9 protein-coding genes are annotated in these 13,945 nt (G+C 72.6%); 2 read left to right on the top strand and 7 right to left on the bottom strand.

Features of this window, described 5'->3' with window-relative positions:
• Positions 1-203: 203 nt before the first annotated feature.
• From ACGFMP_RS21935 to ACGFMP_RS21925, 3 genes are all read right to left on the bottom strand, one after another.
• Positions 204-2,075 (bottom strand): glycoside hydrolase family 6 protein, encoded by a 1,872-nt coding sequence (locus ACGFMP_RS21935; RefSeq protein ID WP_393674468.1) that lies wholly within the window; start codon positions 2,073-2,075, stop codon positions 204-206.
• Between the two features lie 364 nt (positions 2,076-2,439).
• The gene (locus tag ACGFMP_RS21930; RefSeq protein ID WP_393674467.1) at positions 2,440-4,143 is read right to left on the bottom strand and encodes an FAD-binding dehydrogenase; all 1,704 of its coding nucleotides are present in this window, start codon (positions 4,141-4,143) and stop codon (positions 2,440-2,442) included.
• A gap of 239 nt (positions 4,144-4,382) precedes the next feature.
• A complete protein-coding gene (locus tag ACGFMP_RS21925) occupies positions 4,383-4,886 on the bottom strand; it encodes a GNAT family N-acetyltransferase (RefSeq protein ID WP_393674465.1) in 504 nt (167 codons plus the stop codon).
• Between the two features lie 262 nt (positions 4,887-5,148).
• Between ACGFMP_RS21925 and ACGFMP_RS21920 the strand changes: the two genes are divergently transcribed.
• Together ACGFMP_RS21920 and ACGFMP_RS21915 are read left to right on the top strand one after the other, a co-directional pair.
• A complete protein-coding gene (locus tag ACGFMP_RS21920; RefSeq protein ID WP_393674463.1) occupies positions 5,149-8,967 on the top strand; it encodes a S41 family peptidase in 3,819 nt (1,272 codons plus the stop codon).
• A 56-nt stretch (positions 8,968-9,023) separates the two neighbouring features.
• A complete protein-coding gene (locus tag ACGFMP_RS21915; RefSeq protein ID WP_393674461.1) occupies positions 9,024-9,737 on the top strand; it encodes an endonuclease V in 714 nt (237 codons plus the stop codon).
• Positions 9,738-9,899: 162 nt separating this feature from the next.
• Here the strand turns inward: ACGFMP_RS21915 and ACGFMP_RS21910 are convergent, their stop codons facing one another.
• From ACGFMP_RS21910 to ACGFMP_RS21895, 4 genes are all read right to left on the bottom strand, one after another.
• Positions 9,900-10,130 (bottom strand): Rv0909 family putative TA system antitoxin, encoded by a 231-nt coding sequence (locus tag ACGFMP_RS21910; protein WP_393674459.1) that lies wholly within the window; start codon positions 10,128-10,130, stop codon positions 9,900-9,902.
• A gap of 117 nt (positions 10,131-10,247) precedes the next feature.
• Complete coding sequence (locus ACGFMP_RS21905) at positions 10,248-11,150, bottom strand: SDR family oxidoreductase (RefSeq protein ID WP_393674458.1); 903 nt, start codon at positions 11,148-11,150, stop codon at positions 10,248-10,250.
• The gene (locus ACGFMP_RS21900) at positions 11,147-12,118 is read right to left on the bottom strand and encodes an alpha/beta fold hydrolase (protein ID WP_393674457.1); all 972 of its coding nucleotides are present in this window, start codon (positions 12,116-12,118) and stop codon (positions 11,147-11,149) included. Before ACGFMP_RS21900 ends, ACGFMP_RS21905 begins: the two co-directional genes overlap by 4 nt.
• On the bottom strand, positions 12,115-13,644 hold the full coding sequence (locus ACGFMP_RS21895) for a flavin-containing monooxygenase (protein ID WP_393674455.1): 1,530 nt from the start codon (positions 13,642-13,644) through the stop codon (positions 12,115-12,117). The genes ACGFMP_RS21900 and ACGFMP_RS21895 overlap by 4 nt, the downstream gene beginning before the upstream one ends.
• Between the last annotated feature and the right edge of the window lie 301 nt (positions 13,645-13,945).

The following is a 13,945-nucleotide window of genomic DNA, read 5'->3' as shown; positions in this document are numbered from 1 at the left end:
GTCCCGGCCCCGTGACCTTTCCACCCCAATGGTGCACGAAGGGTCCGACAGCCGGACACGCGCCCGCACCCACGCCCGGTTGGGGGCGCGGGTGCGGGAGTGCGGTCGGCGTGCGGCGGGCCCGTGACGGGACCGCGGTCCTGGTCGAGGTGACCCAGGCGCGGCCCCGTACGGGCCCGGTGGGGGGATCCGCTATCGAGGTGCTACGAAAGCGGCGGGTATGCGTTGGCGATCAGCTGGTGGAACTGGGCCGAGAACCAGGTACCTGCCAGCGGCGAGTCCGGCAGGGCGCCGGTCGGGTTGTTGCCGTTGCGTGCGTTGCCCGCGTAGTTCGGGTCGCACATCCCGTCGAAGCCCTTGCCCTGGTCGTTGGCGATCGCCTTGCTCGAACCGTCGGACTCACCCGGCGGCTTGACCCAGACGTAGGCGTCGATGTTGGTCGCAGGCGCTGCGGTCGGCCGTGCACCGATACCGGCACCCGACTGGTTGCACCAGTTGCCCGCGTGGATGCGGCGGTCGATACGCCCGCCGTTCACGTAGGTGTCCACGGTGCTCGTGGCACCGGGGCCGGTGGGACGCGAGGAGCCGCCCCAGCCGTTGCGGCTGGTGTCGATCAGCATGCCGAGGCTGGAGCTGAAGCCGAGCGAGACCAGCTTGTCCCGCAGGCCCTGCGCGTAGGACTGCTCGTCCACGTAGTAGTTCCAGTCGATCCACTTGGACTGGCGCACCGAGGTGCCGTTGACGTTGTCCGTGATCTTGACGTAGGGCTCGACGGTCGCACCGTAGTTCGCGGTGTTGACGATGAAGCCCTGGACGTCCGCGACGCTGGCACCGTTGGTCGTGGCGACCTTGTAGAACTCCGACGCCGCCGGGCCGAGGTTGGTGTCCCAGCCGAGCCAGGCGTGGTGGCCGGCGTCGATGTAGTTGTAGGTGTTGCCCAGCGCGCCCAGCTTCGCGAGTGCGTAGCTGACGCCCTTCTCGTAGTTGCCGTTGGCCTTCATCGTCGCGCACGCGTCGGTGGAACCGGCGGTGCCGCCCGCGTTGGTGGTGAGGTTGGGCAGCGAGTCGGGCTCGATGATGTTGACGATCCGCAGACCGGAGTAGGCGGAGCTGCCCTCGAGAGCGGCGATCGGGTCGATGTAGTCGGTCTGGTAGCGGCCGATCTCCGTCGGGCCGAGCTCACCGTTGGAGGCGAGGGCGGCGCAGTCGCGACCCGGCAGGTCGTAGATGACCAGTTCGATGGTCAGCGGCTGACCGGCCGCCTGCTGCACGGCTGCGTCCAGGTGGGCCTTGAGACCCATGCCGCCGTTCACGCCGTTGATCGCGGCGATCCGGTCCAGCCACACGGCGGTGGACTGGTTGGCGATCTTCTGGCCACCGTCACCCGAGGCCAGTGCGGACCACTCGGAGTTGACGTAGCCCTTCGCCCCGACGTACGGGTTGTCGACCTTCTGGCCGGGAGGCGGAGTGGTGCCGCCCGTCGAGCCACCGGTGGTGGAACCGCCGGTCGTCGAACCGCCCGTGGTCGAGCCACCCGTGGTCGAACCGCCGGTCGTGGAACCACCCGTGGTCGAGCCACCGGTCGTCGAACCGCCGGTCGTCGAACCACCCGTGGTCGAGCCACCCGTGGTCGAACCGCCGGTGGAGCCGGTGCCACCGCACGCGACACCGTTCAGGGTGAACGCCGTCGGCGAGGTGTTGGTGCCGCTGTACGACCCGTTGAAGCCGAAGGTCGCCGTCCCGCCGGTCGCCACCGCGCCGTTGTAGGACAGGTTGGCCGCGCTGACGGCCTTGCCCGACTGGGTGACGGTGGCATTCCAGCTCTGGGTGATCTGCTGGTTGCCGGCGAAGTTCCAGCCGAGCTTCCAGCTGGTGAGCGCCGGGCCGGTGTTGGTGATCGTCACCTGCGTGGTGAAGCCGGTGTCCCACTGGCTCACGTTGTAGGCGACCGAGCAGCCGGCCGTGGCCGCCGAGGCGGACGTGGTGGTGAGTGCAGCGGCCACGCCGCCTGACGCGACGACCATCAGACCTGCGGCCAGTGCCGCGGTTCTGCGTCGGACTATCGGGACTGCCATGTGCGAACAACCTCCATTGGGGGGATGGGCCTTCGAAAGGGCTTCGAGAGGTCATGGGAGGTGGTGCGGTGATTCATTGTTCGGTTACACGCTCTTAACGTGGGAGCGCTCCCATAGTGCGGAGCCGTCCTGCTCCTGTCAATGCTTGAAACACGACAAGGCATCGCGGCCCAGGGCCGGTTGCCCCGGGTCTGCGCCGTCCCCGCAGGTCACGCCCGTACGCCCGCCGCCGGGCGCTCCGGCCAACCGCCCCCTCCCCGCGCGGTGCCGCGCCCCGACTTCGCGCCCCGAAGAAGACCCGGGGCGTCCCGGGGCGCACCGGGGGGCCGCCGGGGCGGCGGCGGACCGGCCGGCGCCGCGCCGGCTACGCGGTGGCCGCCGCGGCGGCCCTGCCCGCCACCCGGCCGGAGAATATGCACCCGCCGAGGAACGTCCCTTCCAGCGACCGGTATCCGTGCATCCCGCCCCCGCCGAAGCCCGCCGCCTCACCGGCCGCATAGAGCCCGCCCAGCGGCTCGCCGCGCCCGGCCGCCGAGGCCGCACCGATGCCGTCCGCACCGGGCGCCGGCGGCGGCGCGAGGACCCGCCCGTCGAGATCCGTCTCCAGCCCGCCCAGCGACTTCCGGGTCAGAATGTTCAGCCTGACGGCGATCAGCGGTCCGGCCTTCGGGTCGAGCAGCCGGTGCGGAGACGCCGTACGGATCAGCTTGTCCCCGATATAGTTCCGTGCCCCGCGAATGGCGGTGACCTGGAGATCCTTCGTGTACGTATTCGCGATCTCCCGGTCCCTCGCCTCGATTTCCCGCCGCAGCGCGCCTTCTTCGATCAGATCCTCTCCGGTAAGCGCGTTCATGCCCCGCACGAGGGCGCCGAGTTCGCCCTCAACGACGAAGTCCACGCCGTTCCGCTTGAACGCCTCGACGGGGCCGGGGGCGCCCGGCAAAGCCCGTTTGAGTACCTCGCGCACGCTCCGCCCCGTCAGGTCGGGATTCTGCTCGGACCCGGAAAGGGCGAACTCCTTCTCGATGATCTTCTGGGTGAGGACGAACCATGTGTATTCATGCCCGGTGCGCATGATGTGTTCGAGCGTGCCAAGCGTGTCGAAGCCGGGAAAATACGGCACGGGCAGCCGCTTTCCCGTCGCGTCCAGCCACAGCGACGAGGGGCCTGGGAGAATACGGATTCCGTGCCTGGCCCAGATCGGGTTCCAGTTCTCGATGCCCTCGGTGTAGTGCCACATGCGGTCGCCGTTGATGCCGGAGGCGCCCGCCGATTCCGCGACGCCGAGCATCAGGCCGTCGACATGCGCGGGCACCCCGGAGAGCAGCTTCTTCGGCGGTGTCCCCAGCCGTTCCGGCCAGGCCGCGCGCACCAGGTCGTGATTGCCGCCGATGCCGCCGCTGGTGACGACGACGGCCTGCGCCCCGAGGGCGAATTCGCCCGAGACCTCCCGCGAACTGGCCGTGCCGCGCGCCGCGTCGCTGGCCACGAGCACCTCACCCGTCACCCCGTCGACAGCGCCCCCGGACATGCTCAGACCGGTCACCCGGTGCCGGAAGCGCAGCTCCACCTGCCCTCGGGCGACGGCCTCCCGCACCCGGCGTGCGAAGGGCTCGACCACACCGGGGCCCGTCCCCCAGGTGATGTGGAAGCGCGGCACGGAATTGCCAGGCCCGGTGGCCAGGAATCCGCCGCGCTCGGCCCAGCCGACCACGGGGAAGAGCCGCAGCCCCTGCTCGCGCAGCCACGCCCGCTTCTCGCCGGACGCGAAGTCGACATAGGCCTCCGCCCAGCGCCGCGGCCAGTGGTCCTCGGGCCGGTCGAAACCGGCTGTTCCCCACCAGTCCTGCAGTGCCAGCTCGGTACTGTCCTTGATCCGCATCCGGCGCTGCTCCGGCGAATCCACGAAGAACAGGCCGCCGAACGACCAGAACGCCTGCCCGCCGAGCGACGCCTCCGGTTCCTGCTCGACCAGGACCACCTTCCGCCCGGCATCCGCCAGCTCGGCGGTGGCCACGAGCCCCGCGAGACCCGCACCCACCACCACGACGTCCGCGTCCAGCGCCATCCGCCCGCCTCCAGCTCAACACGCCCACGTACCACGACCTACTCGGTGGTAATGCACGTTACGCGAGCCACCCCCACCAGGTCAGCGCCCCCGCACGACTCCTTCGCCGACTCCTTCGCCGACTCCTTCATCGGGTCCTCCGTCGGCTCCTTGGCCGACTCCTTCGCCGACTCGTGCATCGGGTCCTCAGCCGGCTCCTCGGCCGGCCCCGTGCGGGCGCGGGGCCCAGGACGTGCGGCTCACCCGGCGGTCAGCCGCCACCGGACCTCTCCGTCGTGCCACTCGTCCGTGGCGGCCAGGCCCGCCCCCGCGGCCACGGCGGCCGACGCCAGGTGGTCGGGATGGATGTGCGCGACCACCGTCGTCACCCCCCGGCTGCCGAGCAGGCCGACCAGTCCACGCGCGGCCTCGGTCGCGATCCCGCGCCCCTGCCACGCCGTCCCGACCACCCAGGCGATCTCCGCCTGCGCGCCGGCGACCGTGGCCTGCACCGTCCCGGTCAGACAATCCTCGGAACTCAGCCGCACCACCCAGTTGCACCACGACACCCCGGGCTGCCCCGACCCCGCGACCAGCCGCTCGTAGCGGGCACGCAGCCCCTCCGCGCTCTGCGGCGCGCCACCGATGAAGGCGTGCAGCCCAGGGTCGGCCAGCACCCCGGCCATCTCCTCGGCATGGTGCACGGCCAGCGGCTCCAGCGTCAGCCGCCGCGTCGTGATGACCTCCGCGTCCACTGCCCGCACCCCTGCCCTCCCGGTCGCGTCACGTCACCGCTCCCGACCCGACCGCATGCACTGCGCCGCCTGTACGGCCTCCATGGGACGGTACGCCCCGGTCGCCGCCGGCCGTGCGCCCCGGTCGTCCCGGCCGGGAGGCAGCCCACGGGCGACAGGGGTGCGCGGGTGGGGGGTGGCCGGGGTGCGCGGGTGGCGGGTGGCGGGTGGCGCGGGGGCCTCGGGGGCGCTCGGAGGTGAAAAGTTGCTGGCGGTGCGGGGGGCCCGAACCATGGGAGGGGTGAGCGACGGCGCGTACCTACGGTTCCCGCACCTGCACGGCGACATGCTCTGCTTCGCCGCGGAGGACGACATCTGGGTGGCCCCGCTGGGGCCGCCGGGCGGCTCACCAGGGCGCGCGTGGCGGGTGACGGCCGACCGTACGCGGGTCGGGCCGCCCCGGCTGTCACCGGACGGGGCGACGATCGCGTTCACGACCTGGCGGAGCCTGGACCCCGAGGTGTATCTGGTGCCGTCCGACGGCGGCACCTCGCGGCGGCTGACGTACTGGGGCAGCGCCGACACCCGGGTGTGCTCGTGGACTCCCGACGGCGATGTGCTGGCGGTCTCCTCGCACGGGCAGGCGTTCTCCTACTTCACCTGGGCGCACAGCGTGCCCGTCGAGTGCGGCCCGGGCGGGCCGCTGCCGTGGGGGCCGGTGTCGGACATCGCCATGCACGACGTCGACGGCATCGGTGACGGCAGCGGCAGCGGTGACGGCGACGCGGGCGGGGGCGGGGGCGGCGAGCGGCGCACCCTGCTGCTGACCGGGACGCCGCCGCACGAGCCGCACGCCTGGAAGCGCTACCGCGGCGGTGCGATGGGCCGCCTGTGGCTGCACGGTGAGCGGCTGGTGCCGGACATCGGTGGACACCTGGCGTCGCCGATGTTCGTCGGCGGCCGGATCGCCTTCCTGTCCGACCACGAGGGCATCGGCAACCTCTACTCCTGCCTGCCCGACGGCACCGACCTGCGCCGCCACACCGACCACGCCGACTTCTACGCCCGCAATGCCGCCACCGACGGCGAGCGGGTCGTCTACCAGTGCGCGGGCGACCTGTGGCTGATCGAGGACCTGGTCGCGCCCGGCGCCGTCCCGCGCCGCCTGGACATGCGCCTCGGCGGCGCCCGCAGCGGCCGCCGCCCGTACCAGGTGCCGGCCGCCGCGAACCTCGACAGCCTGGCCATCGACACGACCGGCCGCGCCAGCGCGGTGTGCGTGCGCGGCAGCCTGTACTGGCTCACCCACCGCGACGGCCCTGCCCGCGCCATCGCCGACGCCGCCGGCTCCCGGGTCCGGCTGCCCGAGATGCTGGGCGACACCGGGCTGGTCGGCTACGTCACCGACATCGAGGGCGAGGACGGCATCGAGGTGGCGCACCTGCCGGGCCGCGCCTCCCGCGCGCTGCGGCGCGGACCCGAGTCGGCCGCCGACGTGACCGACGTGGCCGTGGCGATGGATGCCGGCATGGCCGCCGCCGCGAACGCAGCGGATGCCGCGGGCGAGGCGGGAGCGGCGGACGAGGCGGGCGAGGCGGACGGGGCCGGCGGTTCGGACCCGGCCGGCGGTTCGTCGGAAGGCACGTCGGCCGACACGGTGCCGGTGGGCGCGGAACGGTCGCGTACCGCGGCGGGCGATGATCGTATTCCGCCGGGCGATCATCGTATTGCGACGGGCGACGGTCACCCTTCGGTGGGCGTTCATCGCACCGGCAGGACCGGTTCCACCCGCGTGGCCTACGTCGACGGTGTCCTGACCCCCGACGTCGGCGACGCCGACACCGGCCCGCCGCCCGGCGACACCTCGGACGCGGTCACCCGTCTGGCCGTGGGCCGGCTCGGCCGCGTCCTGGAACTGGTGTCGTCACCCGACGGCGGCATCCTGGCGGTGGCCTCGCACGACGGCCGCCTGCTGCTTGTGGCCACCGGCGCGGCCGACGTGAGCGGGGACGGCGGTGCGTCCCGCTACGACGACTCCGACACCGACATCGGCGCCGGCGATCAGCAGCCGCCCGGGACGGTGGTCGAGCTGATCCGCTCCACCAACGGCCCGGTCCGCGACCTCGCCTTCTCCCCCGACTCGGCATGGCTGACCTGGTCTCACCCGGGAGTCGGCCGCTCTCTGCGCTCCGTGAAGATCGCCCGCCTTTCCGACCAGACGATCATCGACGTCACCAACGGCCGCTTCGAGGACGAGCAGCCGGTCTTCACCCGCGACGGCCGCTATCTGGCGTTCCTGTCGTGGCGGGGTTTCGACCCGGTGTACGACGTACATACCGGCGACCTGTCCTTCCCGCTGGGCTGCCGCCCGTATCTCGTGCCGCTGAACTCGGCGACACCGTCACCCTTCGCCCTGCCCGTCGACGGCGGCCCGGTCGGCAGCTCCACCGGCAGCGGCCTCGACCCGGGCGAGAGCGGCGGCGACAGCGACGGCCCGGTCGTCGTCGAGGCGGAAGGGCTGCCCAGCCGGGTGACGCCCTTCCCCGTGCCCGCGTCCAAGTACTCCTCGCTCGAACCGGTACAGGGCGGCCTTGTCTGGATGCGCTGGCCGATCTCCGGCGCCCTGGGCGAGACCTTCGTCAACCCCACCGACCCCTCCGCCCGTCCCAGCCTGGAGTTCTTCAGCCTCGGCAAGTCCAAGAGGACGGAATTGGTCCACCACATGGACTGGTACGCCGTCAGCGGCGACGGCCGGCGGCTCGCGGTCTACGACGAGGGCGAAGTGGCGGTATTGCCGTCGTCCGAGCGCGGAGACGACGAGACCACCGTCTATGTCGACATGCGCCGCATCCTCCACGAGGTCGATCCGGGCGCGGAATGGCAGCAGGCCTACGCCGAGGCGGGCCGCCTGACCCGCGACTACTTCTGGGCGCCGGACATGTGCGGCGTGGACTGGCCGGGGATCCTCGACCAGTACCGCCCCCTGGTGGAGCGCGTCGCCACCCCCGACGAGTTCGCCGACCTGCTCCGCGAGGTGCTGGGCGAGCTCGGCACCTCCCACGCCTACGTCGCCGCCGCGCGCCGCAATGAGGGACCGCCGCACTACCAGCGCCCCATCGGCCTGCTCGGCGCCGACTTCCAGCACAACAAGGACGGCACCTGGACGGTGATCCGCATCCTGCCGGGCGAGTCGTCCGACTCCAAGGCCCGTTCGCCGCTGGCGGGCACCGGCATCCGCGAGGGCGCCTGCCTCACCCATGTCGACGGCCGTCCCGTCGACCCCCACGCGGGCCCGTTCCCGCTGCTCGCGGGCGCCGGCGGCACCACCGTCGAGCTGACCTTCCGGCCGCCCGGTGGCCGCGGCGCGCCCCGCCGTATCGCCGTCGTCCCGCTCATCGACGACCGCCCGCTGCGCTACCAGCACTGGGTCGCCAGGCGCCGCAAGGTCGTACGCCGGCTCAGCGGCGGCCGGTGCGGTTATCTGCACATCCCCGACCTGGGCGGTTCCGGCTGGGCGCAGTTCAACCGCGACCTGCGCAAGGAGGTCGCCTACGACGCCCTGCTGGTCGATGTCCGCGGCAATGCGGGCGGCAACATCAGCGAACTCGTCATCGAGAAGCTCACCCGCACCGTCCTCGGCTGGGACCTCACGCGCGACGCCCAGCCCGTCTCGTACGCGGGCAACGCACCGCGCGGCCCGGTCGTCGCCATCGCCGACGAAGCCACCTCCTCCGACGGCGACATGATCACCGCGGCCTTCAAACTCCTCGGCCTCGGCCCGGTGGTGGGCCTGCGCACCTGGGGAGGCGTCGTCGGCATGACCGGCCGCCACCGCCTCGGCGACGGCACGGTGATCACCGTGCCGATGAACGCCGCCTGGTTCGACGCCTACGGCTGGTCGGTGGAGAACCGGGGCGTGGCCCCCGACATCGAGTGCCTCCGCACACCGCTGGACTGGGCTGAGGGCAGGCATGGGCAACTGGACGTCGCGGTGCGCACCGCTCTCGAACTGCTCTCCCAGCACCCGCCTGCCAGCCCTCCCGACCTGTCGGGCCGCCCGGACCGCGCCCGCCCCCCGCTGCCCCCGCGCCCGCCTGCCACGCCGAGCTGACGCCCGCGCGGACCCCGGCCGGCCGCACGCGCGGCCGGCATGGCAGCCTCCCCGCAATGGACACTCACAGCAGCGGTGGCGGCCGGGCGGCGTGGCCGCGGTCGGAGGCGGAGGCGCTGACCGAGCAGGAGCGGCTGCGCGCGCTCGCCGACCTGACCTCGCCGGGCCCGGCGCCGGGCGACGTACGGCTGGTGGCGGGCGTGGACGTCTCGTACGCGGCGGAAGGCGACGCCCTCGTAGCGGCAGCCGTGGTGCTGGACGCGGGGACGCTGGAGCCGGTGGAGGTCGCGGTGGTGGAGGGGACGGTGGCATTCCCCTACGTGCCGGGGCTGCTGGCCTTCCGCGAACTGCCCCCGGTCATGGCTGCGCTGGAGAAGCTCACGCACACGCCCGACCTGCTGGTGTGCGACGGTTACGGCATCGCCCACCCGCGCCGGGCGGGCCTGGCAGTGCACTTGGGGGTGCTGACCGGGCTGCCGTGCTTCGGCGTGGCGAAGACGCCCTTCGTCTTCGGCCACCGGGAGGTCGGCGAAGAGCGCGGCGACGGCGCGCCGTTGACGTCGGACGAGGGTGAGGTGGTGGGCCGGGCGCTGCGCACCAAGGCGGGGGTCAAGCCGGTGTTCGTCTCGGTGGGGCACGCGATCGGCCTGGACAACGCCTGCGCCCACACCCTGCGGCTCGCTCCCCGGTACCGGCTGCCGGAGACGACCCGCCAGGCCGACCGCATCAGCCGCGAGCGCCTGCGCGCCGTGCTCGGCCGGGGGCGCTGAACTCTGCGTCGAGCCGCCTGCCTTCGGCCCGCAGCCCTGCCGTGCCCGCCAGGATCCGTCACCCTGACGGCCCAGTCGTGCCCGGCCAAGCGAGAAGGGGCGCCCCTCGGGGCACCCCTTCCCTGCGTCACGGTATTCGCGCGACTATCGCAAGGCGCGACGTCAGCTCCAGTCGTCCTGGGCGTCGTCGTGGGAGTCGTCGCCCATACGCCGACGAGCCTGCTCCTGGCCACGCTGGGCCTGCTCGTCGTGGCGACCTCCGGAGCGCTCCGAAGTCTCCCGTCCGGCGCGCTGCATGCCCTCGTCGGCCTGCTCGGAGCCCTGACGGCGGGCTCCCTTGGCCTTCTCGGCGTACTCGCTCGCCTTGTTCCTGATGTCGTCCATACCGCCCATGATTACTCCTCCTGGAGTGTGTGGGGATGCGGCCTCGATCAGACTTACACGGGGGGACAACCACCGCATCCCGGGGCAATCAACTGCCAATCACCCCAGGTCAGCGGCCCTTTGTGGTCACGGAACGTGATGACGGGCCTTGCGGGCCGACTCGTCGGCAGCCCCTCCCCGCCCGACCAGGCCGCGGCGCGCACCCGCGTTGCGGGCCAGCGCGGGGGCCGCGCGCCGCATTTCGCGCCGCCCCAGCGCCCCGCCGATGACCGACGGCAGCGCGCCCCGTACCGACTGCATGCCGCGCAGCCACCACTGCGCATAGACGTGCGGCGAACGCCGGGCGATACCGGCCACGATGCGTTCCACGGCCGGCTCCAGCGGATACGTGCGGTTGGCCGGCCAGGGCAGCCGGGCACGCAACTCCCGCAGGACGTCGTCCTCGTCGGCACCCCGCACCATGTCGGTGTCGGTCCAGCTGAGGTAACCGACGCCGACCGCCACCCCCTGGTGGCCGACTTCCGCGCGCAGGCTGTGCGCGAAGGCCTCGACCCCTGACTTGCTCGCGCAGTACGCCGCCATCATGGGCGCGGGCGTCAGCGCGGCGAGCGAGGCGATCTGGAGCAGGTAGCCGCGGGACCGGACGAGCGCCGGCAGGAAGGCGCGCGCGGTGGCGATGCTCCCCAGCAGGTTGACCTGGATGACGCGGTCGAAGGCGTCGGGGTCGGAGTCCAGGAAGGGACCGCCGGTCGCCACACCGGCGTTGGCCACGACGACGTCGATCCGCCCGAAGTGCGCCAGCACTTCACCGGCGACCCGCGCCATGGCGTCCCGGTCGGTGACGTCCGCGGTCCAGCAGGCGGCGTCGCCGCCCAGCGAGGCGGTGACCCGGGCGAGTTCGTCCGGCTCGAGTCCGACCAGCGCCAGCCGGGCGCCCTGCGCGGCGAGTTTGCGGGCCAGCAGTTCGCCGACACCGCGGGCGGCGCCGGTCACCACCACGACCCTGCCGTGTATCGATGATCGGCTCATGCGCTCTTCTCCTCCGCCACGTGGTCACCCTGTCCCGCGCCGCCGGCGCCCTGCGCCTCGACCTCGGACGGCGGCACCGCGTGGGCCGCGACCAGCTCCCGCAGGACGGACGCCACCGCCTCCGGGTCCTCGATCGGCGTCATATGGCCGATCCCGGGCAGTTCGGTCAGGCCGACGCAGTGCGGGAGCACCTCCACCATGCCGCGGGCGTGCACCCCGGGTGTGAGCTTGTCGTGGCTGCCGACCAGGACCGCGGTGGGCGCCTCGATCGCGGCGATCTCCGCGTCCAGGTCGAGGACGGCCAGCACCCGGCCCCATGCGGCACGGTGACGGGCCTTGCAGGCGTGCACGATCCGCGCGGTGAAGGCCGCCTGCTCCCTTGTCGGGGCGGCTCCCAGGACGCCGTAGGCGAAGGCCGCCCGCGACAGCGGGGTGATCGGGCCGAGGGGCAGCCGCGAGGTCAGCAACTGCCGGTGGAAGGCCCGCCGCAGCCGGCGCGAGGAGAAGCGGGGCGGCAGCACCTGGCTCGAACCGAGCAGCCGCCCGCTGCCGGTGCTGGCCAGCAGGACCGCGGCCGTCCGGCTCCGTACCGCAGCCCGCCCGGACGCCGCCATGATCGTCATACCGCCCATGGAGTGCCCGGCCAGCACGGCCCGTTCGCCGTCCGGCAGCACGGCTTCCAGTACGGCTTCCAGATCATCGGCCAGTACGCCGGTTCCGTAACCCTTGCGGGTGAGCGGCGCCGAACTGCGGCCGTGGCCGCGCTGGTCGTAGGCGATCACCCGGAAATCGGATGAGAGCAGCCGGATCACCGGCGCCCAGAAGAGGACCGAGCAGGTCCAGCCGTGCGCGAGGACGACCGTCGGCCCCTCGGTGCGGCCGAATTCCTCGACGTGGATACGGGTCCCGTCGGCCGACACCACGTGCAGCGTCCGGCGCGGCGGGACCAGCTCGTAAGGGGGCGTCATGACGCGACCTCCGTGCGGATCGTACGACTGTCGCCTTCGGGTGCCGCGTCACCCGCGGCGGGCGCGATCAGATCGTATTCCGAGACTTTCAACTGACGTGTCGCCCGCCGGAATTCGGCGGTGGTGCCCGGCCATGCCGTCGTGTTGCGCCCGTTCGCGTCCAGATACCAGCTCTTGCAGCCGCCGGTGTTCCAGACGGTGCGGGCGGCGCGGCGCTGCATCTCCTGGTTCCACACGGCCACTGCCGCGGGCTTGGCGTCCAGCGCCGCGGCGCCGGTGCGCTCCAGGGTGCGCAGGTAGTCGGCCACGTAGTTGAGCGATGATTCGATCATCAGGATCATCGAGCTGTTCCCCAGGCCGGTGTTGGGGCCGATGATGAGCAGCAGGTTCGGGAAGCCGTCGACCGTGCAGCCCCGCAGCGCCGCCATCCCGTCCTTCCAGTGCTCGCCGAGGGTGCGCCCGTCGGCGCCGATCACGCGGTCGCCGATCGGCATGTCGGTGACGCGGAAGCCGGTCCCGAAGACGATCGCGTCGACCTCGCGCTCGGTGCCGTCGGCGGTGACCACACAGGAGCCCCGCACCTCGGAGAGGGCGGCGGTGACGACCTCGGTGTTGGGCTGCGCGAGGGCCGGGTAGTAGGTGTTGGACAGCAGGATCCGCTTGCAGCCGATGGTGTAGTCGGGGGTCAGCCGGGCCCGCAGCGCCGGATCCTTGACGGACCGGCGCAGATGGGTGCGGGCGATGCGCTCCGCGGCCTTCATCAGCCGGGGGCGCTTGACGAAGGCGCCGACCTGGAATTCCCTGATCATCCACAGCAGCCCGCGCCGGGCCTTGGCGGTGCTCGGCACCTTGCCGTGCAGCCAGCGCTCCGCACCGCTGACCGGGCGGTCGACCCGCGGCATCACCCACGGCGGGGTGCGCTGGATGACGGTCAGACTGCCGACCTCGGGCTGGATGGACGGCACGATCTGGATCGCCGAGGCGCCGGTGCCGACCATGGCGACGCGCTTTCCCCTGAGGTCGAAGTCGTGGTCCCAGCGCGAGGAGTGGAAGACCCGCCCGGGGAAGTCCTCGATCCCGGGGATGTCGGGGATCTTCGGGTCGGACAGCGGACCGGTCGCCGACACCAGGACGTCGGCGGTCAGCTCGCCGGCCGCCGTCGTCACCTCCCAGCGCCGCGTGGCCCCGTCCCAGCGCGCCCGCAGGACCTCCGCACCGAAACGCAGGTGCGGGCGCAGGCCGAAGGTGTCGGTGATGCGCTCCAGGTAGGCCCGGATGTGCTCCTGCCCGGAGAAGGCGCGCGGCCAGTCCGGGTTGGGGGCGAAGGAGAACGAGTAGAGGTGGGAGGGCACATCGCAGGCGCAGCCCGGGTAGCTGTTGTCGCGCCAGGTGCCGCCGACGGCGTCGGCCCGCTCCAGGACGACGAAATCCGTGATGCCCTCCCGCCGCAGCCGCACGGCGGCTCCCAGACCGCCGAATCCGGACCCGATCACCGCCACCCGCACGTGTTCGCGGTCGTCGCCCATGGCACCGCCTTTCCTTCCGTCGGCCGTCCGCGGCCGGGGCCGCTGCCGGCCTCACCCTCGCGGTCACCGTGCCATTGATTACTGGCACCGTCGGCGACTCTAGGGCACGGCGGGTTACCTGCGGTAGGGGGTGGGCCGAAAAACGCGTGCCCTGTCCGCGCTCCGTCCGTGCGCGGGCCGCGCCTGCCGTGCCCGGGGCACGCGCGGCGCGCGGGCGGGAAATGTGCGCCGCCCGCGCCGCCGGTGCCGGCGGAGGCCGGGTAAGGAGCGCCGCACCAGGATGAAGCCACTTACCCCAGCA

Source organism: Streptomyces sp. NPDC049040, assembly GCF_043197715.1.
GTDB lineage: Bacteria > Actinomycetota > Actinomycetes > Streptomycetales > Streptomycetaceae > Actinacidiphila.
The sequence above is the reverse complement of the archived record's forward strand: the minus strand, read 5'-3'. Positions and strand labels throughout refer to the sequence as shown.

Coding starts and splice junctions, on each gene's coding strand:
- ACGFMP_RS21930 (WP_393674467.1), bottom strand. CDS start 4,143: ATGGCGCTGGACGCGGACGTCGTGGTGGTGGGTGCGGGTCTCGCGGGG.
- ACGFMP_RS21900 (WP_393674457.1), bottom strand. CDS start 12,118: ATGACGCCCCCTTACGAGCTGGTCCCGCCGCGCCGGACGCTGCACGTG.
- ACGFMP_RS21920 (WP_393674463.1), top strand. CDS start 5,149: ATGGGAGGGGTGAGCGACGGCGCGTACCTACGGTTCCCGCACCTGCAC.
- ACGFMP_RS21910 (WP_393674459.1), bottom strand. CDS start 10,130: ATGGGCGGTATGGACGACATCAGGAACAAGGCGAGCGAGTACGCCGAG.
- ACGFMP_RS21905 (WP_393674458.1), bottom strand. CDS start 11,150: ATGAGCCGATCATCGATACACGGCAGGGTCGTGGTGGTGACCGGCGCC.
- ACGFMP_RS21935 (WP_393674468.1), bottom strand. CDS start 2,075: ATGGCAGTCCCGATAGTCCGACGCAGAACCGCGGCACTGGCCGCAGGT.
- ACGFMP_RS21895 (WP_393674455.1), bottom strand. CDS start 13,644: ATGGGCGACGACCGCGAACACGTGCGGGTGGCGGTGATCGGGTCCGGA.
- ACGFMP_RS21915 (WP_393674461.1), top strand. CDS start 9,024: ATGGACACTCACAGCAGCGGTGGCGGCCGGGCGGCGTGGCCGCGGTCG.